General features: G+C 36.2%; 17 protein-coding genes and 2 CRISPR repeat arrays. Of the genes, 11 read left to right on the forward strand and 6 right to left on the reverse strand.

The window, feature by feature from the left end; genetic code table 11:
* The first annotated feature begins 137 nt into the window (after window positions 1–137).
* On the forward strand, window positions 138–1,307 hold the full coding sequence (locus tag ACFFHK_RS02280) for an MFS transporter (RefSeq protein WP_382368679.1): 1,170 nt from the start codon (window positions 138–140) through the stop codon (window positions 1,305–1,307).
* Window positions 1,308–1,426: 119 nt separating this feature from the next.
* Complete coding sequence (locus tag ACFFHK_RS02285; RefSeq protein WP_382368682.1) at window positions 1,427–1,861, forward strand: GNAT family N-acetyltransferase; 435 nt, start codon at window positions 1,427–1,429, stop codon at window positions 1,859–1,861.
* Here ACFFHK_RS02285 and ACFFHK_RS02290 read toward each other — a convergent pair.
* Together ACFFHK_RS02290 and ACFFHK_RS02295 are read right to left on the reverse strand one after the other, a co-directional pair.
* Complete coding sequence (locus tag ACFFHK_RS02290; protein WP_382368685.1) at window positions 1,858–2,550, reverse strand: CidB/LrgB family autolysis modulator; 693 nt, start codon at window positions 2,548–2,550, stop codon at window positions 1,858–1,860. The two genes, ACFFHK_RS02285 and ACFFHK_RS02290, sit on opposite strands and share 4 nt — an antisense overlap.
* Window positions 2,547–2,960: a CidA/LrgA family protein gene (locus tag ACFFHK_RS02295; protein ID WP_382368946.1), complete on the reverse strand. Its 414-nt coding sequence runs from the start codon at window positions 2,958–2,960 to the stop codon at window positions 2,547–2,549. Before ACFFHK_RS02295 ends, ACFFHK_RS02290 begins: the two co-directional genes overlap by 4 nt.
* 87 nt (window positions 2,961–3,047) lie before the next feature.
* Here ACFFHK_RS02295 and ACFFHK_RS02300 point away from each other — a divergent pair, with 87 nt between their 5' ends.
* The 4 genes from ACFFHK_RS02300 to ACFFHK_RS02315 all read left to right on the forward strand — a co-directional run bounded on the left by ACFFHK_RS02300 (window position 3,048) and on the right by ACFFHK_RS02315 (window position 5,823).
* Window positions 3,048–3,728, forward strand: a complete 681-nt coding sequence (locus ACFFHK_RS02300) for a thermonuclease family protein (RefSeq protein ID WP_382368688.1) — start codon at window positions 3,048–3,050, stop codon at window positions 3,726–3,728.
* A gap of 8 nt (window positions 3,729–3,736) precedes the next feature.
* Entirely contained in the window at window positions 3,737–4,942 is a 1,206-nt protein-coding gene (locus tag ACFFHK_RS02305; RefSeq protein ID WP_382368691.1) for an aminotransferase class V-fold PLP-dependent enzyme, read from the forward strand.
* Window positions 4,943–5,344 carry a SufE family protein gene (locus ACFFHK_RS02310; RefSeq protein ID WP_382368693.1) on the forward strand — a complete coding sequence of 134 codons (402 nt, stop codon included), beginning with the start codon at window positions 4,943–4,945 and terminating at the stop codon, window positions 5,342–5,344.
* Between the two features lie 86 nt (window positions 5,345–5,430).
* The gene (locus ACFFHK_RS02315; protein WP_382368696.1) at window positions 5,431–5,823 is read left to right on the forward strand and encodes a cytochrome b562; all 393 of its coding nucleotides are present in this window, start codon (window positions 5,431–5,433) and stop codon (window positions 5,821–5,823) included.
* 260 nt (window positions 5,824–6,083) lie between these two features.
* Window positions 6,084–7,552: direct repeats of the CRISPR family, unit length 28 nt; unit sequence TTTCTAAGCTGCCTATACAGCAGTAAAC.
* A gap of 167 nt (window positions 7,553–7,719) precedes the next feature.
* Here ACFFHK_RS02315 and ACFFHK_RS02320 read toward each other — a convergent pair.
* Window positions 7,720–8,061 carry a type II toxin-antitoxin system HicB family antitoxin gene (locus ACFFHK_RS02320; RefSeq protein WP_382368699.1) on the reverse strand — a complete coding sequence of 114 codons (342 nt, stop codon included), beginning with the start codon at window positions 8,059–8,061 and terminating at the stop codon, window positions 7,720–7,722.
* A complete protein-coding gene (locus ACFFHK_RS02325) occupies window positions 8,058–8,306 on the reverse strand; it encodes a type II toxin-antitoxin system HicA family toxin (RefSeq protein WP_382368702.1) in 249 nt (82 codons plus the stop codon). The genes ACFFHK_RS02320 and ACFFHK_RS02325 overlap by 4 nt, the downstream gene beginning before the upstream one ends.
* Window positions 8,307–8,478: 172 nt before the next feature.
* Window positions 8,479–9,287: a CRISPR direct-repeat array (repeat unit 28 nt; unit sequence TTTCTCAACTGCCTATACGGCAGTAAAC).
* Between the two features lie 1,092 nt (window positions 9,288–10,379).
* On the opposite strand from ACFFHK_RS02325, the gene ACFFHK_RS02330 reads away from it, so the two are divergent.
* Both ACFFHK_RS02330 and ACFFHK_RS02335 read left to right on the forward strand, forming a co-directional pair.
* Window positions 10,380–11,180 (forward strand): MOSC domain-containing protein, encoded by an 801-nt coding sequence (locus ACFFHK_RS02330; RefSeq protein ID WP_382368705.1) that lies wholly within the window; start codon window positions 10,380–10,382, stop codon window positions 11,178–11,180.
* A gap of 66 nt (window positions 11,181–11,246) precedes the next feature.
* Entirely contained in the window at window positions 11,247–12,419 is a 1,173-nt protein-coding gene (locus tag ACFFHK_RS02335) for an MFS transporter (RefSeq protein WP_382368708.1), read from the forward strand.
* 60 nt (window positions 12,420–12,479) lie between these two features.
* Here ACFFHK_RS02335 and ACFFHK_RS02340 read toward each other — a convergent pair whose 3' ends face one another.
* Both ACFFHK_RS02340 and ompA read right to left on the reverse strand, forming a co-directional pair.
* Window positions 12,480–12,911, reverse strand: coding sequence for a YbjN domain-containing protein (locus ACFFHK_RS02340; protein WP_382368711.1), 432 nt, complete (start codon window positions 12,909–12,911; stop codon window positions 12,480–12,482).
* Window positions 12,912–13,146: 235 nt separating this feature from the next.
* Window positions 13,147–14,172: a porin OmpA gene (gene ompA / locus ACFFHK_RS02345; protein WP_382368714.1), complete on the reverse strand. Its 1,026-nt coding sequence runs from the start codon at window positions 14,170–14,172 to the stop codon at window positions 13,147–13,149.
* A 367-nt stretch (window positions 14,173–14,539) separates the two neighbouring features.
* On the opposite strand from ompA, the gene ydiJ reads away from it, so the two are divergent.
* Genes ydiJ through hemH form a run of 3 tightly spaced genes read left to right on the forward strand, consistent with a single transcriptional unit; the run spans window position 14,540 to window position 19,010 of the window.
* Window positions 14,540–17,608: a D-2-hydroxyglutarate dehydrogenase YdiJ gene (ydiJ, locus tag ACFFHK_RS02350; protein ID WP_382368717.1), complete on the forward strand. Its 3,069-nt coding sequence runs from the start codon at window positions 14,540–14,542 to the stop codon at window positions 17,606–17,608.
* Complete coding sequence (locus ACFFHK_RS02355) at window positions 17,608–18,039, forward strand: PaaI family thioesterase (RefSeq protein WP_382368720.1); 432 nt, start codon at window positions 17,608–17,610, stop codon at window positions 18,037–18,039. The genes ydiJ and ACFFHK_RS02355 overlap by 1 nt, the downstream gene beginning before the upstream one ends.
* The gene (hemH, locus tag ACFFHK_RS02360; RefSeq protein ID WP_382368723.1) at window positions 18,039–19,010 is read left to right on the forward strand and encodes a ferrochelatase; all 972 of its coding nucleotides are present in this window, start codon (window positions 18,039–18,041) and stop codon (window positions 19,008–19,010) included. The genes ACFFHK_RS02355 and hemH overlap by 1 nt, the downstream gene beginning before the upstream one ends.
* The last annotated feature ends 49 nt before the right edge of the window (window positions 19,011–19,059 follow it).

The following is a 19,059-nucleotide window of genomic DNA, read 5'->3' on the forward strand; positions in this document are numbered from 1 at the left end:
GGCGAAATCTAAACCTCAAGTTGAACCTAAAATTAATAAATTTGACTTTATCAACAAACACCTATCTCTTTTTAGAGGGTGTATTGTTTATGTGTTAATTAATTTCCCACTGCAGTAATCAATTACAAAAATAAAAAATGAAAAAACAAAACCAAACGTTTTTAATTCTTGGCATCATGATGATCGGTGTTGTACTACGTGTACCTTTTACTGCAATTCCGCCAATCCTGCATGAAATTGCCACTGAATTTGCTATTCCGATTAGCGCATTAGGCATTTTAACCACCTTACCTTTATTAATGTTTACTTTAGTTTCGCCTTTTGCTACCCGTTTAGGTCAACTCTTGGGAGTGGAAAAATTATTTGCCATCGTTTTAGTGTTTATGTTTATTGGCTCAACAATACGAGTTTTTTCTCTTCCATTGCTTGTTGCTGGCACTATCGTTATTGGGATCGGCATTGCTGTATTAAACGTTTTACTACCGAGTGTCATTATGGCAAATAGTCCAAATCGCATTGGAAAATTGACCTCTTTATATTCGTTGGCAATGACGTTTTCAACTATTATCGGTTCATCACTGGCGATTCCTATTACTGAAATGAGTAATTGGCAAACGATGATCTTGGTATTATCAGCAATGCTACTGATTGCGTTATTGATTTGGTTACCTAATGTTAAACATAATCACTATTTAGAAAAACCACAAAACCAAGTCGCACAAACTTCATTATTCAAAAATAAATATACGTGGTGTTTAGTCATCTTTGGCGGTATTCAATCCCTTTATTTCTATACGACTTTGGCATGGCTGCCAACGATGGGACAACAAGCAGGTCTATCTGCCAGCACTACTGGCTATCTATTAGGCATTTATATGCTCGTAACTATTCCCTTAATGATGTTTTTACCTTCTGCATTTATTCACTGGTCTAAAGAAAAACGACAATTAGTGATTGCTAGCTTTATGGGAATTTCCTTTATTGGAATTGCAATGATGTTACTGGATTACAACAGTTTTACCTATTGGTTACTGGTGAATATTTTTACTGGATTAGCTGGTGGTGCACTATTCCCTTATTTATTAACCATGTTATCAGTGAAAACGACCTCGCCGACAAATACGGCAAGATTATCAGGTATTGTCCAATCAGGAGGTTATTTATTAGCTGCCTGTGGTCCAATCTCATTTGGTTATGGCTATGGTTTATGGCATAGTTGGACGCCACAAACTTGGATTTTATTAGGTTTAGTGATTATTATGGCAATCGCTGCTTGGTTTATCGAAAAAACCGATAAAATTATTTAATCAGTTACGCTAAAAATCAGCATCATGTTGATTGGCTTATGCTAAAAGCACAAAATCAGTATGAATCTACAATGATCTTTTTCTTTCCGTTTATTGCAGTAAAGTAACAAGGGATATTTATGCAGTTACATTGTAAGAAGTTTGCTCAGCTCACTACACATGAACTCTTTCAAATTTATCAAGCGAGAACAGCGGTATTTGTGGTAGAACAGCAATGCCCTTATCAAGAAGTGGATAACATTGATCTGAGTGCGACGCATTTATGGCTAACAGATGAACAAAAATTAGTCGCTTATGCCAGAATCTATCTCGACCAAAATATCGTGCATTTTGGTCGCGTGTTGGTTATTACGCCATATCGTGGTTATGGTATTGCCAAACAATTATTAACGCATATTCTTGATTTTATTCAGCAAATGTTTCCTAATCTACCTATCAGTATTCAAGCACAACACTATCTACAAGCGTTTTATGCGCAATTCGGTTTTGTTACAACCTCAGAAGTTTATCTTGAAGATAATCTTCCACATATTGATATGTGGAAAAGTAACTAAAAAATCTTACTAATAATTAATAAAAGATCGAACAATAAAGGGGCGATCAATGAGGTAATCACGCCACATAGAACAAGCGCAATAGAACTGTATGTTCCTGCTTTTTTATCAATTTCCATGCAAGCTGCTGTACCAAGTGCGTGTGATGCTGTGCCAATAGCTAATCCAGCGGCTTCACTATTTTTCACTTTCAATAATTTAATAATCGTATAACCAAATATCGATCCGATTAATCCTGCGATAATGACTAATACAACTGTTATTGTCGGGACACCACTAATTGTTCCAGAGACTGCCATAGCTAATGGCGTGGTAATCGATTTAGCAAAAATAGTTGCCATAATACGTTCATCAGCCCCTAATAAATAAGCGATGAATGAACCACTCAACATGGCAAATGCAGAAGAAATTGTGGTAATAAACAGAATACTACGCCAATATTGCTTAATCTGTTTTAGTTGTTCATATAGTGGTAATGCTAAGGCAACTATCGACGGACCTAATAATGCACTTAACGGTTTATTCCCCTCAATATAATCATGATAGGGAATGCGGAAAATCAGTAAAATAGCAATCAATAAACATAGTGTAATCACAAATGAGTTGAAAACTAATGATTTAAGTCTTTTATTAATTGCGATGGCAAGATAAAAAGCGGAAATTGTCATTACACAATAGAGATAAATCATTTTGCACCTCTTAAATTACGCTTTTTGGCTTTTTTGCGTAATTTACTAAATGAATTATAGGAAAAGAGATAATCCGCTAACAATGCCGTAAACACCAGTACCAAACAAGTACTAATCATAGTTGGGATCAATAATAAAAGCGCTTGTTTTGTTAATAAATCAAAATAATCAATAATGCCTACACTTAGTGGAATAAAAAGGACTGACATATAACGTATCAGCAATGCTCCACTCGGCATCACCCATTCTTCTTTAATTAACTTAAATACTAAACAAGCAAATAACAGTAACAATCCCCAGATACTTGCTGGAATTCCAATAGGGAAGAGGTAGTTGATCCCCTCCCCAAGATATAACATTGCATATAAAATAGCGAGTGAACGAAATAAAGCGACAATTTTATAAAACATCATTAACAGAAATATGTAATAATATTGGGCTTATTTTACTCTTATTTTGTGATCAATGTTACATTTTTAAAATTAATTTAATTACCAATGAAAAAGATTTTTATCGCTTGTTTATTTACCTTACTTGTGGCTAATAGCTTCGCTGCACGGACAATTTCTTGTCGAGTTGTTAGTGTTAGCGATGGTGATACCTTTACTTGCCTATTAGCAACCAACAAACAGATTAAAGTGCGTTTAGCACAAGTCGACGCACCAGAAAAAAAACAACCTTATGGCGATCGTGCACGTCAACGCCTATCACAACTCATCTTTAAGAAAAATGTCAATATTCAATCAAGCCAATATGACCAATATGGGCGTGTTGTTGGACAAGTATTTGATTCTGCTGGTAAAAATATTAACTTAACGATGGTGCAACAAGGATTAGCTTGGGCTTATCGTGAATATATGCACGATAATCAATATCTACAGGCTGAAAATGATGCTCGCCAACAACGCCGTGGTCTATGGCAAGATAGCGATCCAATTTACCCGAGTAATTGGCGCAAACACGCTAAAAATCCGTCCGCCCCACTTGCCAAAAATCCATCAGCGCCTTTATTAGCCTTGCCAAAACCAAGCAAAACCACCAGTACAACTTGTCGTACTAAACGTTCTTGCAAAAGTTTTTCTTCTTGCGAGGAAGCAACACGTTTTTTCCAGCAATGTGCCGCAAATTACCTCGATGGCAATCATGATGGTATTCCTTGTAATTCACTCTGTCGCTAAATTCATTTATGCTAAGTTTTGATCCTGACCATTTTCGCGCAGCATTTCCTTTCTTCCAACAACACCCCACTGCCGTGTATTTGGACTCTGCTGCAACCACATTGCGCCCCAATGCACTCATTGAGGCGACAACACAATTTTACTGTTCCGCAGGTTCAGTGCATCGCAGTCAATATGATTGGCAGCAAACACAATTATTTGAGCAAGCTCGCCAACAGGTAGCACAATTTATTCAGGCAGAAGATGAAAGCTGTATTGTTTGGACATCAGGTACAACCCATAGTATTAATAGTATTGCCTATGGATTAGCTCATTTATTACACACAGGCGATCAAATTATCCTCTCCTCGGCAGAACATCATGCTAATTTTGTTGTGTGGCAACAACTTGCATTACAACACAATTTAACCTTGACTGTACTCCCTTTACAGGCAGATTACCAAATTGATTTAGCGGCTTTAACTGCTGCACTATCTAGTAAAACAAAAATTGTGGCATTAAATTTTGTTTCCAATGTAACTGGTTATCGCCAACCGATAGAACAATGCTCTGCTTTAATCCGCCAATTAGCACCTCAAGCATTGATTATCGTTGATGCAGCACAAGCTGTTTTACATCAATCGATTGCTTTACAGCAGTTAGATGTGGATTTTTTGGCATTTTCTGCACATAAATTATTCGGACCGACTGGATTGGGTGTATTAGCAGGAAAAAAATCGGCGTTACAACAACTCACACCACTCTTTTTTGGTGGCAAAATGGTTCAACAGGTAACAGATCAATATTCTACTTTTCAAGAATTACCTTATCGTTTGGAAGCAGGTACCCCTAATATTGCGGCGGTTATCGGGTTCGGTGCAGTCTTACAATGGTTACAACAGTATGATTTTCATCAATTAATGCAACATACACAACAACTAGCCGAACAATGCCGTCAACGATTATCCCAGTACTATGGTTGTAAATTATTTAGCGCTTCCGAAAGCCATATTATTAGTTTTATCTTTACTGATATTGATAATAGTGATTTAGCAACACTGTTAAGCGAACAACAGATCGCTTTACGCACTGGACAGCATTGCGCACAACCTTATCTCCATTTTTTACAACAACGTGGTACTTTACGCTTATCACTCGCACCATACAATAATCAGCATGATCTCAATTTGTTTTTTCACGCATTAAACAACGCACTGACTTTATTGGAGGAGTAAATGACTTTCGCTGAGATTGAATCACTTTTTGCGCAATGTCAAAGTTGGGAACAACGTTATCGCCAACTAATTTTATTGGCAAAACAACTAGCAAAACCAGAAGCGCATATTCTCGCAACACTCCCTTTAATCGAGGGGTGTGAAAGCCAATTATGGTTTAAATTATCCTATCAAGAACAACAATGGCACTGTATTGCGTATAGTGATGCGCGAATTTTAAATGGTATTCTTTTCATTCTACAAACGGCTATCAATGAAGCCAGTACTGAAAAATTGCGGAGTTTTAGCATTGCCGCGCTATTACAACAGCTAAAAATCGATCAACGATTAAGTGAAACACGTTTAAATGGGTTAAAAAATATTGAAAAAATAATTAGCAAAATCGTTAATCAATCGTTATAGTTATTACCGTCAAGTTTAACCTTAAACTGGCAAATTATTATGCGAAATAACCATAACGTTATTATTTATTAAATAAAGGAGTGAGAATGAAAACAAAATCGCTAATTAAAACGGTTTTATTAAGTAGCTTAGTTGCTTTTAGTACGTTAACTTTTGCTGATACTGTCGCTAAAGAAATGGTCTATTTTAAAGACAATATCGGACCAGTTCTAAAAGCAGATAATGCAGAAACAATGCAAAAACATTTAAGTGAATTAAAAGCTGCTGCACAACGCTCTCTAGAACTTGTCCCAGGAAGCTTAGCGAAAAAAGGGAAAGAAAGTGCAGAATTTAAAGATTATCAACAAGGTATGCAGCAATTTATCGCCGTGATCGATGAAACATCTGCACTTGCAGCCAAAGGTGAGCTTGAACAAGCAAAAGAAAAAGCTAAAGCATTGCTCACTATTCGCAACGATTATCATAAAAAATATAAATAATATTTATAGATAAATCCTTATTAAAAAGTGGCTTCAAAGTTTATAACTCAAGACTTTAAGCCACTTTTTTAAATAAATAAAAAATTAACTATTCTACAATCATCAACTAATTAAATTAGTTCCAGCCCCTATTCGACTCGTAAAACCGTATTATTGAAATCATTTCCTTTAAATACACATTAATCTATTGATAATAATAAATCCCTAACTACCTGTGTGGCAGTAAACGATTTTAATCGTTTATTTGAACTTATATTTAATTTCTAAGCTACCTATGCGGCAGTAAACAAAGTTTCCAGGCTTGGGCGGTAACGTGTAACTTTCTAAGCTGCCTATACGGCAGTAAACTTTGTGAAACTAATGCTGTTGGATCGGCACCTTTTCTAAGCTACCTATACGGCAGTAAACAAAAGTGGAAAGCGTCATGGTGATAGTGCGGTTTTCTAAGCTGCCTATACGGCAGTAAACAAGAACGGTGATTTTCTTTTATTTTATCTGTATTTCTAAGCTACCTATACGGCAGTAAACCGATGTGGGAAATGCAACGCAATAATGCGGAATTTCTAAGCTACCTATACGGCAGTAAACGACAAGACGCATTCGGTACTTGCCCATTAAAATTTCTAAGCTACCTACACGGCAGTAAACAGGGCTGCAACGTCTCTCCCTCGTAATTTTCTTTTCTAAGCTACCTACACGGCAGTAAACAGGGCTGCAACGTCTCTCCCTCGTAATTTTCTTTTCTAAGCTACCTACACGGCAGTAAACAGCTTTATACGGTAAGCGGGGTTATAAATTCATTTCTAAGCTGCCTATACAGCAGTAAACCGCTGCCCTTGATTTTCCGTCCACCTCTCTTATTTCTAAGCTGCCTATACAGCAGTAAACTTAGTAGCCACAGCCTATCCTTAGCTTCTAGGTTTCTAAGCTGCCTATACAGCAGTAAACGCTTGTGGGGTATTCGTCAATTCCAGTTCTATTTTCTAAGCTGCCTATACAGCAGTAAACATTAGGCTCACAAAATCTATTAGGGTCATTCGTTTCTAAGCTGCCTATACAGCAGTAAACTCAAATGGCATTTTTATTGCGCAATGAGAAGTTTTCTAAGCTGCCTATACAGCAGTAAACACGGTAATGCGCCATTTGGTGTCATTGTGGTTTTTCTAAGCTGCCTATACAGCAGTAAACTTTGCGAAACTAATGCCGTTGGATCGGCACCTTTTCTAAGCTGCCTATACAGCAGTAAACAAAGGGGTAAAAGCGAAAGAAATTAATGTTACTTTCTAAGCTGCCTATACAGCAGTAAACAAATCTCATTAAGCCTAAATAGAATGAAGGAATTTCTAAGCTGCCTATACAGCAGTAAACTTAAATTATCTAAATCCCTAGATCTATCGTCATTTCTAAGCTGCCTATACAGCAGTAAACGATGATAAATATATTTACTTACTCTTTCTGCATTTCTAAGCTGCCTATACAGCAGTAAACGATTTTGATATGGCAGAGCATTTAAGAAGCGATTTCTAAGCTGCCTATACAGCAGTAAACCAATATCAACATCACCAGTAAATTGCGTTTGTTTTCTAAGCTGCCTATACAGCAGTAAACTCTTTTGCGCCGACGATAAATTTAGTTAACTCTTTCTAAGCTGCCTATACAGCAGTAAACTTCTAACAGTTGGTCTAAGTGGATATCAGAATTTTCTAAGCTGCCTATACAGCAGTAAACTAGAGTAAAAACTCACTTTATCATAGATAAGACAAGGATTGTAAGGAAAAATATGTTAATAACCCTTTTTTTAGAAGAAAATAAAAAATAATAAAAATCAAAAAGTTATATTCTATAAAGAAAAAAGAGTATAAAATTCTGATTCTGATACCAAAGCAATAAAAAACTTTATAATTTTATACCACTACGTTCTACTTTTTCTCGAATCGCTTCACCAACAAAGGCATTTAAGCTTAACTCTCCTGCAGCTAACACAGCATTACGGTGTAGTTCCTCACTAATACGAACATTGAAAACACCCTTAAATGGTTTATCAGGTACTCTCCCTAACGCTTCACAATCTTGCAAATACATATCTACTGAAGTTCGAAATTCTTTCTCTAATTCAGGCAATGTTTCTGCTTCATAAGTTACTAAATCACGTAAATAGGCTAACTTACCAAATAGTACATTATTTTCTAAATCAGCCTCTATTGTGCCAACATAACCTTTATATTTTAAATATGTCATAGTAAACTTACTCCTTTTAAACTTTCTTTGACGGATTTTAAAGCTCCACCTTTAATATAATTTTCAGGGTGTGGTTTATGTAATAAAATTAAATGGTTCAATTCTGCATGATAAAAACGTACTCGAGAACCCGCCATTTCTTTCTTCTCATATCCCAACTGAGCAAGTAAAGTTACTAAATCAGACCATACAAATGTGCTTTTTGCATTTGCTAATTTTTCTAATAATTTTTCTGACTTTCCCACTCATTCCTCCTCAAAAATGATATCAATTATAGTTACTCAGAATAGTGCAATCAAGTTTTTAGTAACTAAATTTGATACTATAATAGTATCCTTATTTATTTTCAGCATTAATATTTGCTGGTTACTGACTAATAATAAACCAAAACACAAAAATTTTTGCAGCGAAACTAATTTTCTCAACTGCCTATACGGCAGTAAACCTGGTATCCGACAATTTAAGGAAAAAGATGCGTTTCTAAGCTGCCTACACGGCAGTAAACCAGTTGAACTTTCTAATAAAGAAAGGTTTATTTTTCTAAGCTGTCTATACGGCAGTAAACTAACTTGCAGATTGAGAAGCTGCCGGCTAAACTTTCTAAGCTGCCTATACGGCAGTAAACAAGAGGGTAACCTCAACACCAGTCGCATTTTATTTCTAAGCTGCCTATACGGCAGTAAACTTATCCTTTTTCTCAATACGTTTTTGAATAAATTTCTAAGCTGCCTATACGGCAGTAAACCAGAGGTCTATGTATGCAAGCGGTTTAAATAATTTCTAAGCTGCCTATACGGCAGTAAACCTGTTGTCGATGAAAACGGCAAAATCAGAAAATTTCTAAGCTACCTATACGGCAGTAAACTGCAAATACCTCTTTAATCAATTTCACCGCTCTTTCTAAGCTGCCTATACGGCAGTAAACTTGCCCTACACTCAACCCACTTCCCGCATTGCTTTCTAAGCTGCCTATACGGCAGTAAACTTTATACAAAATGATGACGTGCATCTCATTATTTTCTAAGCTGCCTATACGGCAGTAAACACCTGGGTTTGTACCGTCCACGTCTTGGTAATTTTCTAAGCTGCCTATACGGCAGTAAACATGGAAACTTGGCTTACTACTCAAGAACTACTATTTCTAAGCTGCCTATACGGCAGTAAACACTAAGAAAACGGAATAATCGTTATGCTCTTTTTTCTAAGCTGCCTATACGGCAGTAAATGTGATACACAAAATAAGAATTTTACTCCCCCTTTTTTCTTTATAGAATATAACTTTTTGATTTTTATTATTTTTTATTTTCTTCAAAAAAAAGGGTAATTAACATATTTTTCCTTACAATCCTTGTCTTATCTATGATAAAGTGAGTTTTTACTCTAGTTTACTGCCGTATAGGCAGCTTAGAAATATTACAAAGGCGACATTGAAGCGACGTTTAATGTTTACTGCCGTATAGGCAGCTTAGAAAACAAAAAACAGTAAAAAATATCAAGATAATCAGTTTACTGCCGTATAGGCAGCTTAGAAAATATCGATCCTTTAACTTTGTAAAACACAAAAGTTTACTGCCGTATAGGCAGCTTAGAAATCCCTAAACTGGAAACGGCGGGCAATCATCAAGTTTACTGCCGTATAGGCAGCTTAGAAAAACGGCGAGTAAAAATAACCACACTCGCCAGCGTTTACTGCCGTATAGGCAGCTTAGAAATCGTCAGTATCATTTTCATATACTCGTAACGAGTTTACTGCCGTATAGGCAGCTTAGAAATGCTGTCCCAGCAAACTTCGGTGCATTGGTTTGTTTACTGCCGTGTAGGTAGCTTAGAAATCGATTATTCATCATCGAAGCTGGAAACTCTTGTTTACTGCCGTGTAGGTAGCTTAGAAAAATCTACATCTTCGTAACCAAATTCTTTCGCAGTTTACTGCCGTATAGGCAGCTTAGAAATGATGGCTTCGTTGATGGTGATGTTAAGGCAGGTTTACTGCCGTATAGGCAGCTTAGAAAACAAACTAGCCGTACTGAAATTCATCACATTAGGTTTACTGCCGTATAGGCAGCTTAGAAATTTTTTCTCGTGATGAATTAGATCAACGAATAGTTTACTGCCGCACAGGCAGCTAGAAAGTAATAACTCCCATATTTGATGCTATTCAAAATCTAAATATCTATTTTCATTACTATTAATCGTTGAATATTATTAAATATTTAATTTTTACTATTTCATTACATTTTGTATAAAACAATTTCTATTACGAATTGAATACGTTACAGTAATATCTAATTCAAGATTATGCTAGGAGCTATCCCAACATGAATACATTACAAAAAATTGCATTTTATCCAATAAAATCTGCTCAACCTTGCTTCACGCAACAAAGCTATGTGCAACCACATGGCTTAAGTTTCGATCGTGAATTTATGCTGACTGATCCAAATGGAACCTTTATTACGGCTAGAAAGCATGGTGGGTTATATCAATTTTCGGCATATCCTATTGCAAACGGCATAATGGTTCTTCACCGTGATGGCAGTAAAGTTATTGTACGCTATCAAGATTTTAGCCAACAACAAGAATGCGAAGTATGGGGAACTCACTTCCCGTCATTTATTGCTCCTACTGAGATTAATCAATGGTTTAGTGAAAAACTGCAAATTGAAGTCGTATTACGTTGGTTAGGCGAAAAAGATCAACGTTTTATTAAGCATTTTCCTGCACACAGTGTCTCTTTTGCAGATGGTTATCCATTATTATTAGTTAGCGAAAGTTCTTTTGCTGCCGTACAGCAAGCCTGCCCTACATCGATCAGCATTGATCAATTTCGAGGCAATCTAATTGTTAGTGGCAAAGAGGCTTTTGCAGAAGAAACTTGGCAAAAAATTAAAATTGGTGAGGTAGAATTTTTACAAACTAAACCTTGTGAGCGTTGCATTTTAACCACTCGTAACTTAAAAACGGGGGAATTAGAAGCAAAATGTGAGCCATTTCGTACGTTAAAAAAAATCCATACAAATGAAAAAGGAGCGCCACTATTTGGTATCAATCTTATTCCGCTAAACAGTGGAATGATACGTGTCGGTAATCCTGTTGAAATACTACAGTACCGTGTATAAAAGATTGTAAAAATATTGTTAAAGGAATAAGATAGAAAAATTCCTGTCTTAACCTAATGTAAAATCATGATTACTCGGCAATCCAAAGCATTTTATTTAGCAAGTTTTGCTTTAGCGTTTTCCTCTTTTTTAGTTTTTTGCAATCTCTACTCAGCTCAACCAATCTTGGCTGATTTTGCCCAAAAATATCAGGTATCTATTGCGGTAGCGAATTGGATTTTTGCAGGCACCTCACTAGGGTTAAGTTTAAGTCTTATTCCTTGGGCTTTATTTGCTGATCGTTTTGGTCGTCGTTTAATGATGAAATTTAGTCTTGGTATTACAGCAGTAATTGGTATCCTCCTCTATTTTGCAGATTCGGTGAGTATGTGGATCTTTCTACGCATCGTACAAGGGATTGCTTTAGGTGGGCTACCTGCTGTTGCCATTGCCTATATTAGTGAAGAATTTGAACAACGCTCTATTGCTTCGGTTGTGGGAACCTATATTGCTGCAAATTCATTAGGGGGAATTTCAGGGCGATTATTAGGTGGTTTTTTAGCAGATCATTTTGAACTTAACACTCCAATGTTGTTTTGTGGCATTCTAGCCGTAATTGGTGTCTTTCTAATTATTTATTGGCTACCAAAAGAACAACACTTTCAACTACAAACCTTACAATTTAATAACCTACGCAAAAATTTATGTGGTCATATCCGTAATCCAAAATTATGGCGAACCTATTTTATTGGCGGACTCGGATTTGGTGTATTTATTAACCTCTATTCCGTCGTCAGCTTACGCCTGATTAACGAGCCTTATTCTTTTTCTACTACACAAATTTCGTTACTTTTTTTGTGCTACTTAAGTGGTACCTTTGCTGCGAGTTTAACAGGGAAATTAACACAACGTTACTCTTCGTTACGGGGAATGTTTTTTGGGTGGTGTATATTATTAATTGGTGTATTGCTCTTAACTGTATCTTCTTTACCTTTAATCATTATCGCCTTATTAATTTGTAGTATTGGTTTTTTCTCCACTCATGCGTTAGCGAGTGGTTGGGTTGGTAAGCAAGCACAGCAAGCAAGAGCTTTAGCTTCCGCTTTATATCTCTCTTTCTACTATTTTGGTTCAAGTATTGTCGGATTCTATCTCATTTTCTTATGGCGATATTTTTCTTGGGAGAGTGTTATTATTGGCTCCCTTATATTGCTAAGTTTTATTCCTATTTTTATTTGGGGAATGAGAACAAAAACATAAAAAATACCCTGTAAAACTTATGCTTTACAGGGTTTATTTAAACCAATCAAAATGAAAATATTAGTTCCAAATTGATTTCATAATTTCTTTATAAGCGTCATTTAAGTGATTCACTAATACTTCAAACATTGCATAAACTAAATCACCATTAATCGCTTCACCCTCAGTCAATAAGCAAGTATCTAAGACAATCGCATTGTCATCATCTAGGTAGTATTTGAATGATTTATATTGTTTATTGAAATCATTTAATAAAACACGTACTTTGGCGATTGCTTCTTCAGATTCCACTTTTGGTGCAATTAATACACGAATCATTGCATAAATAGAATCATCTAAAATGACGATAGTTGGTAATTGATTTCCCCCAATATCAAAATGAGAGCGAAATACAACAGTATTCAACGCATCATCGGCAATCTCTTCAATAGCAAATGCTTCTACCTTAGCATTTTCTAAATAAGCTTTAAAACTTTCCGCTTTTTTATTCATTATAAATTTCCTCTTATATAATTATGATAAAAATAAATATTTTATCATTTACCTTAATTTATTATTTATTCAAGATAGCTTCACTTTACAGATATAGCTTGCTGCAAAAATAATAATAACGAGCTACTCCATATTATGAGCTTATCAAAAATTAAAAATTAGTATAAAAAATCCCAGCATAGGCTGGGATTTTGTCATTGTTTAAATAAACAAATAATAACGTTTCAACGATTAATTATTGTTGACCGCTTACAGAAACTTCAACACGACGATCTGGTGCTAAGCAAGCGATTAATGCTTTACGACCTTTAACTGCATCACAAGTGTTGCCAGTTACTGGGTTCGCTTCACCATAACCAACTGCTTTGATTACATCTGGAGATACAGATTTAGAAACTAAGTAGTTAGCTACTGTGTTAGCACGATCTTGAGAAAGTTTTAAGTTATATTTGTCTGAACCGATACGGTCTGTATAACCTGCAACTTCAACAGATGATAAAGTACTTACTTTAGCAATTTCTTGTTGTAAGTTATCTAATGCTTGTTCTGCTTCTGGTTTTAAGTTTGCTTTACCGAAAGCAAATAATACATCAGAACTTAATGCAAATTTTTTGCTAACCACTTCAGGTACAGCTTGTTGACCTTGACCGAAACGGTAAGAAAGACCTAAAGAAACAGAACCAATGCTTGGGCTATAATTTGCATCTGCATTTGTAATTTGATTTACTTTACCTACGTTAGCAACCCATTGGTACTCTAAACGTGCAGCTAATTCTGGAAGAATTGCATACTCTACACCAGCCGCTAAAACTGGAGACACTTTTAATTTGTGATCAGAAGCTACTTTTTCACCATCTTCATGAGTTGTATAGCTAGAACGAATTAACGCAGCACCCACACGACCATAAACATCTAAGTTATCTAATACTGGATAACTTGCTTTTAAGCTTAAGTTTAAACCATGAGCAGTATGTCTTGCACGAGTACTTCCGTCATGAGAGTGCATTTTTAATTTACCATAAAAATCATAACCTGCTTCAACAGCAAAGTTATCAGTAATTTGGTAACCACCGAATACACCATAGGTTTCTGAATTGCGATGTACTACATCAACATTTTCTTCAAATTGATTTACATCATTGTGGAATGATGCCCAACCAGCTTTCGCACCTGCATAGAAAGTATTTGCTTGAGGAGCTGCTTGTGCTACTGATACGAATGCTAATCCTGAAATTGCTAATGCGATTGCAGTCTTTTTCATTATAAAATCCTCTTGAATTTATTATCTATATTTAGATTTTAAGGTTTAAATTTACCATCAAAGATACCGTAAACATCAACCTCTCCCCAAAATAAATGAGCATTAACTCACCTATTTGGTAACGCATATTATCACCATTGATCAAGATAAAATCAAACGCTTATTCTATTTTTTGCTTAAAAAACACGCTTTTTAAGTTCAAAAAACAATCATTACTTAAAAATTTTAGTTTTTCAAAATAATTTTCAGTGAATCTTTCTGCAAAGAGATAATCTCTAGCGCCATTCTTAACATTCTATGTTTTTATGCTAGTATAATCGTCCACTTAATTTGCTTAAAACCAAATATAAGAATCAAGAGGCTTATCATGATCATTCCTTATTTAGCGAGTCAACAACAACTCGATCCTTTAGTGAACCATTATCTTAGCCAATTAAAACAACAAGGTTTTCTTGGCGATATTGCTTATCATTATGCCGATCGTCTTTCTCTCGCTACTGATAACAGTGTCTATCAACAACTACCTCAAGCCTTATTATTCCCTAAAGAAGTTGCCGATATTGTTCGATTAACCAAACTTGCTCAACGCGATGAATTTAAATCACTGAAATTTACGCCACGCGGTGGTGGTACAGGAACAAATGGACAATCACTAAACAGTACCATTATTGTTGATCTCTCTCGTCATATGAATCAAATTATTGAGCTGAATGTCAAAGAGCGTTGGGTGCGTGTACAAGCAGGTGTAGTCAAAGATCAATTAAACCGTTACCTCAAGCCTCACGGTTTATTTTTTGCGCCAGAACTTTCGACCAGTAATCGTGCAACCATTGGTGGAATGGTGAATACTGATGCTTCTGGGCAAGGTTCGTTAATGTATGGAAAAACTTCTGATCATGTTATTGCGTTACGTTCTGTCTTAATCAATGGCGATATTCTAGATACTGAAGCGATTGCCTGTGATCAGTTTGCCGAAAATATTGAACAAGCAAATTTATCTAAAACAGGTAAACAACTTCATCAACAGATTGAACAACTCTGTCGTCAACATCGTGAACAAGTTCTTACACAATTACCTCAATTAAATCGTTTTATTACGGGGTACGATCTGAATCACGTATTTGATCAAAATCTTACACACTTTAATTTAAGCCGCATTCTCACAGGTTCAGAAGGTTCTCTAGCATTTGTCTGTGAAGCTAAATTAAATCTATTACCTATTCCGCAATATCGTACATTAATTAATATAAAATATCGTTCATTTGATGCCGCCTTGCGCCACGCCCCTGCAATGGTGGCAGCTAAAGCATTATCAGTTGAAACAGTTGATTCAAAAGTCCTGAATTTAGCGAAGCAAGATATTATTTGGCACTCCGTTTCTGATCTACTAAAAGAAGAAGAAAATACGCCAATTCTTGGGCTTAATATTGTGGAATATGCTGGGAATAATGAAAAATATCAGCAACAGCAAGTCGCACAATTATGCCAACGGCTAGATCAGGAAATAGCGAATCAGCAAAATGATGTGATTGGTTATCAAGTTTGTACTGATTTAGCTTCAGTGGAAAAAATTTATGCAATGCGTAAGAAAGCCGTAGGCTTATTAGGTAATGCTCAAGGTCGTGCAAAACCGATTCCTTTTGTTGAGGATACCTGTGTCCCGCCTGAAAATCTTGCCGATTATATTGCCGATTTTCGTGCTTTGTTAGATAAGCATCAGCTTGAATATGGTATGTTTGGACACGTTGATGCTGGGGTATTACACGTTCGCCCTGCCTTAGACCTTTGTGATCCTGAACAAGTCAAATTATTTAAATCTATTTCTGATCAAGTCGCTAACCTGACACAACAATATGGCGGTTTAATTTGGGGAGAACACGGTAAAGGAGTTCGGGGTGAATATAGTCGTCAATTTTTTGGTGATGAACTTTGGCAGGTATTACAGCAAATAAAAACCCTATTTGATCCAGAAAATCGCCTTAACCCAGGGAAAATTTGTACACCTCTAAACTCCGATGCCAAGTTGTTTGAAGTGCTTTCGCCAATGCGAGCAGATTATGATCGCCAAATTCCTGTTGCCCTTAAAGATCAATTTAGTGGTGCAATGAATTGTAATGGTAATGGCTTATGTTTTAATTTTGATGTTGATAGTGTAATGTGTCCATCAATGAAAGTGAGCCGTAATCGTGTATTCTCACCAAAAGGACGTGCTGCATTAGTGCGTGAATGGTTACGCCTCTTAGCTAATGCCAATATCTCCGCCGAACAGTTAGACTTCAAGAAAAATGAAATCAAATTAACTGACTTAATAGAAAAGCTACGCTATCGTTTTTCCAATAAAAATAAAGATGATTTTTCGCATGAAGTGAAAGCCGCAATGGATACTTGTTTATCTTGTAAGGCTTGTGCGAGTCAGTGTCCAATTAAAATTGATGTACCTGACTTTAAAGCAAAATTTTTATATTTCTATCACAGTCGCTATCCTCGCCCAATTAAAGATTATGTGGTTGCCAATGTCGAAAATGTTGCTCCTCTGATGGCAAAAGCACCTGTATTTTTCAATACTATTACCACTCACCCTGTCATGGAAAAAGTTGCGAGAAAAGTTATTGGTATGGTCGATCTGCCCCAACTCTCCGTGCCTTCATTACAACAACAATTAGTCGAAATCAATTATCGTGATCGATCATTAGAACAATTAGAGCAATTACCACTCCAACAACGTGAAAAGATGCTCTTTATTGTGCAAGATCCATTTACCTCATTTTATGATGCAAAAGTAGTGGCTGATTTTGTACGATTAACACAAAAACTTGGCTTTGAGCCTGTTGTGTTGCCATTTAAGCCTAATGGTAAGGCACAACACATAAAAGGTTTTTTAACTCGTTTTAGTAAAACAGCTACCAAACAAGCAGAAGTATTAAATCGTATTGCAAAACTTGGGGTTCCTTTAGTGGGTGTTGATGCAGCAGTCGTGCTTTCCTATCGTGATGAATATAAACAAGTCCTTGGTGAAAAACGTGGTAATTTTAATGTCTTGACCGCACAAGAATGGCTATCTGACGTGTTAACTACCTATGAACCTTCACCTCCCCAATCTGAAACCGCTCGGACGTGGTATCTCTTCCCACACTGTACGGAAAGTAGTTTATTGCCAAATAGTAGCAAAGCATGGCAAACATTATTTGCTAAATTGGGTGAAAAATTGGAAGTCGTTCAAGTAGGTTGCTGCGGTATGGCTGGGACATTTGGTCACGAAACTCTTCATGAAGAAACCTCAAAAGAAATTTACCGACTTTCTTGGGAGAAGAAATTACAAGATAAAGATTTACAATATTGTTTGGTCTCTGGTTACTCTTGTCGTAGCCAAATTAAAAGAATGCAACAGCAAATCAGTAAACACCCATTACAAGGATTATTAGAGGTTTTAAATTAATGTCCATTTGGAAAAAAAATATTCAGTTAGATGCACTTAATCAAGCGAACAAGAATACGGCGGCTGAACAACTCGGCATTGAATTTATCGCTTTTGGTGATGATTGGCTCGAAGCTACATTAACGGTCGATCAGCGAAATTGCCAGCCAATGGGGCTGCTCCACGGCGGTTCTTCTGCACTATTAGCCGAAACGGTTGGATCTTATGCGGGATTTTGTGCTTGTGAGGAAGATAAAGGGGTGGTCGGTGTTGAAATCAATGCTAACCATTTACGAGCGATGAAGCTGGGTGAGCGTGTTGTTGCTCGAGCCACTCCGCTACATATTGGTAGAACACTACACGTTTGGCAAATTAATATCACAGACTCTCAACAACGCCTTTGTTGTCAAAGTCGTTTAACCCTTGCGGTATTAGATCAAAAGGAAAAATAATGCTTACTAATCAAAAAGTAGGGGTATTGTTAGTTAATCTAGGTACACCAGATAAGCCTACTCCTTTAGCAGTAAAACGTTACTTACGCCAATTTTTAAGTGATCCTCGTGTCATTGATCTCCCTCGCTGGCAATGGCAATTATTATTAAATTTAATTATTTTGCCAAAGCGAGCGCCTCGTGTTGCTAAACTTTATCAAAAAATTTGGCAAGCAGATGGCTCTCCTTTGCTCGCAATCAGTAAACAACAAAAAGCTGCTCTGCAACAACGCTTTCAACAACAGCAACAAAATGTTGTTGTTGAGTTAGCGATGACTTATGGTAATCCATCAATCAGTTCTGCACTTGAAAAACTGTACGCACAAAATATAGAACGTTTAATCTTACTACCGTTGTACCCACAATATAGCAGTACTACCACTGCTTCAGTATTAGATGCGTTTCACAACGCTCTACACAAACAACGCAAAATTATACCTTTTGAGATTATCTTCTCTTATCATCATCATTCTTTATACATCAATGCATTAGCGCACAGTATTCAACAACACCTCGCTGCAGATGAACATTTGATCTTCTCTTTCCATGGCATTCCTTTACGTTATCAACAAGAAGGAGATTACTATGCCCAGCATTGCCAACAAACAGCAGAAGCTGTTGCTGCACAACTTGGACTTGATAAAGAACAATGGCGTTTATGTTATCAATCTCGTTTTGGTAAAGAAGCGTGGTTACAGCCTTATACAGATGAAACTTTGGCGACATTGCCAGAAAAAAATATTCGCAAAGTCGCAGTAATTTGCCCTGGATTTGCTACTGATTGTTTAGAAACATTAGAAGAAATTGCCCAAGAAAATCAACAATACTTTTTACAAGCAGGTGGTGAATCTTATCATTATATTCCAGCATTAAATGTCTATTCAGCACATATTGATTTGTTGTATCAGCTTATTAATGAGAAATTAAGATAATTTTCAGCATAAATAAATTTGAGAAAATGGTATATCTTTAATAAATATT

The organism is Gallibacterium trehalosifermentans (assembly GCF_042433055.1).
Lineage (GTDB): Bacteria > Pseudomonadota > Gammaproteobacteria > Enterobacterales > Pasteurellaceae > Gallibacterium > Gallibacterium trehalosifermentans.

Coding starts and splice junctions, on each gene's coding strand:
- ACFFHK_RS02280 (WP_382368679.1), top strand. CDS start 138: ATGAAAAAACAAAACCAAACGTTTTTAATTCTTGGCATCATGATGATC.
- ACFFHK_RS02285 (WP_382368682.1), top strand. CDS start 1,427: ATGCAGTTACATTGTAAGAAGTTTGCTCAGCTCACTACACATGAACTC.
- ACFFHK_RS02290 (WP_382368685.1), bottom strand. CDS start 2,550: ATGATTTATCTCTATTGTGTAATGACAATTTCCGCTTTTTATCTTGCC.
- ACFFHK_RS02295 (WP_382368946.1), bottom strand. CDS start 2,960: ATGTTTTATAAAATTGTCGCTTTATTTCGTTCACTCGCTATTTTATAT.
- ACFFHK_RS02300 (WP_382368688.1), top strand. CDS start 3,048: ATGAAAAAGATTTTTATCGCTTGTTTATTTACCTTACTTGTGGCTAAT.
- ACFFHK_RS02305 (WP_382368691.1), top strand. CDS start 3,737: ATGCTAAGTTTTGATCCTGACCATTTTCGCGCAGCATTTCCTTTCTTC.
- ACFFHK_RS02310 (WP_382368693.1), top strand. CDS start 4,943: ATGACTTTCGCTGAGATTGAATCACTTTTTGCGCAATGTCAAAGTTGG.
- ACFFHK_RS02315 (WP_382368696.1), top strand. CDS start 5,431: ATGAAAACAAAATCGCTAATTAAAACGGTTTTATTAAGTAGCTTAGTT.
- ACFFHK_RS02320 (WP_382368699.1), bottom strand. CDS start 8,061: ATGACATATTTAAAATATAAAGGTTATGTTGGCACAATAGAGGCTGAT.
- ACFFHK_RS02330 (WP_382368705.1), top strand. CDS start 10,380: ATGAATACATTACAAAAAATTGCATTTTATCCAATAAAATCTGCTCAA.
- ACFFHK_RS02335 (WP_382368708.1), top strand. CDS start 11,247: ATGATTACTCGGCAATCCAAAGCATTTTATTTAGCAAGTTTTGCTTTA.
- ACFFHK_RS02340 (WP_382368711.1), bottom strand. CDS start 12,911: ATGAATAAAAAAGCGGAAAGTTTTAAAGCTTATTTAGAAAATGCTAAG.
- ompA (WP_382368714.1), bottom strand. CDS start 14,172: ATGAAAAAGACTGCAATCGCATTAGCAATTTCAGGATTAGCATTCGTA.
- ydiJ (WP_382368717.1), top strand. CDS start 14,540: ATGATCATTCCTTATTTAGCGAGTCAACAACAACTCGATCCTTTAGTG.
- ACFFHK_RS02355 (WP_382368720.1), top strand. CDS start 17,608: ATGTCCATTTGGAAAAAAAATATTCAGTTAGATGCACTTAATCAAGCG.
- hemH (WP_382368723.1), top strand. CDS start 18,039: ATGCTTACTAATCAAAAAGTAGGGGTATTGTTAGTTAATCTAGGTACA.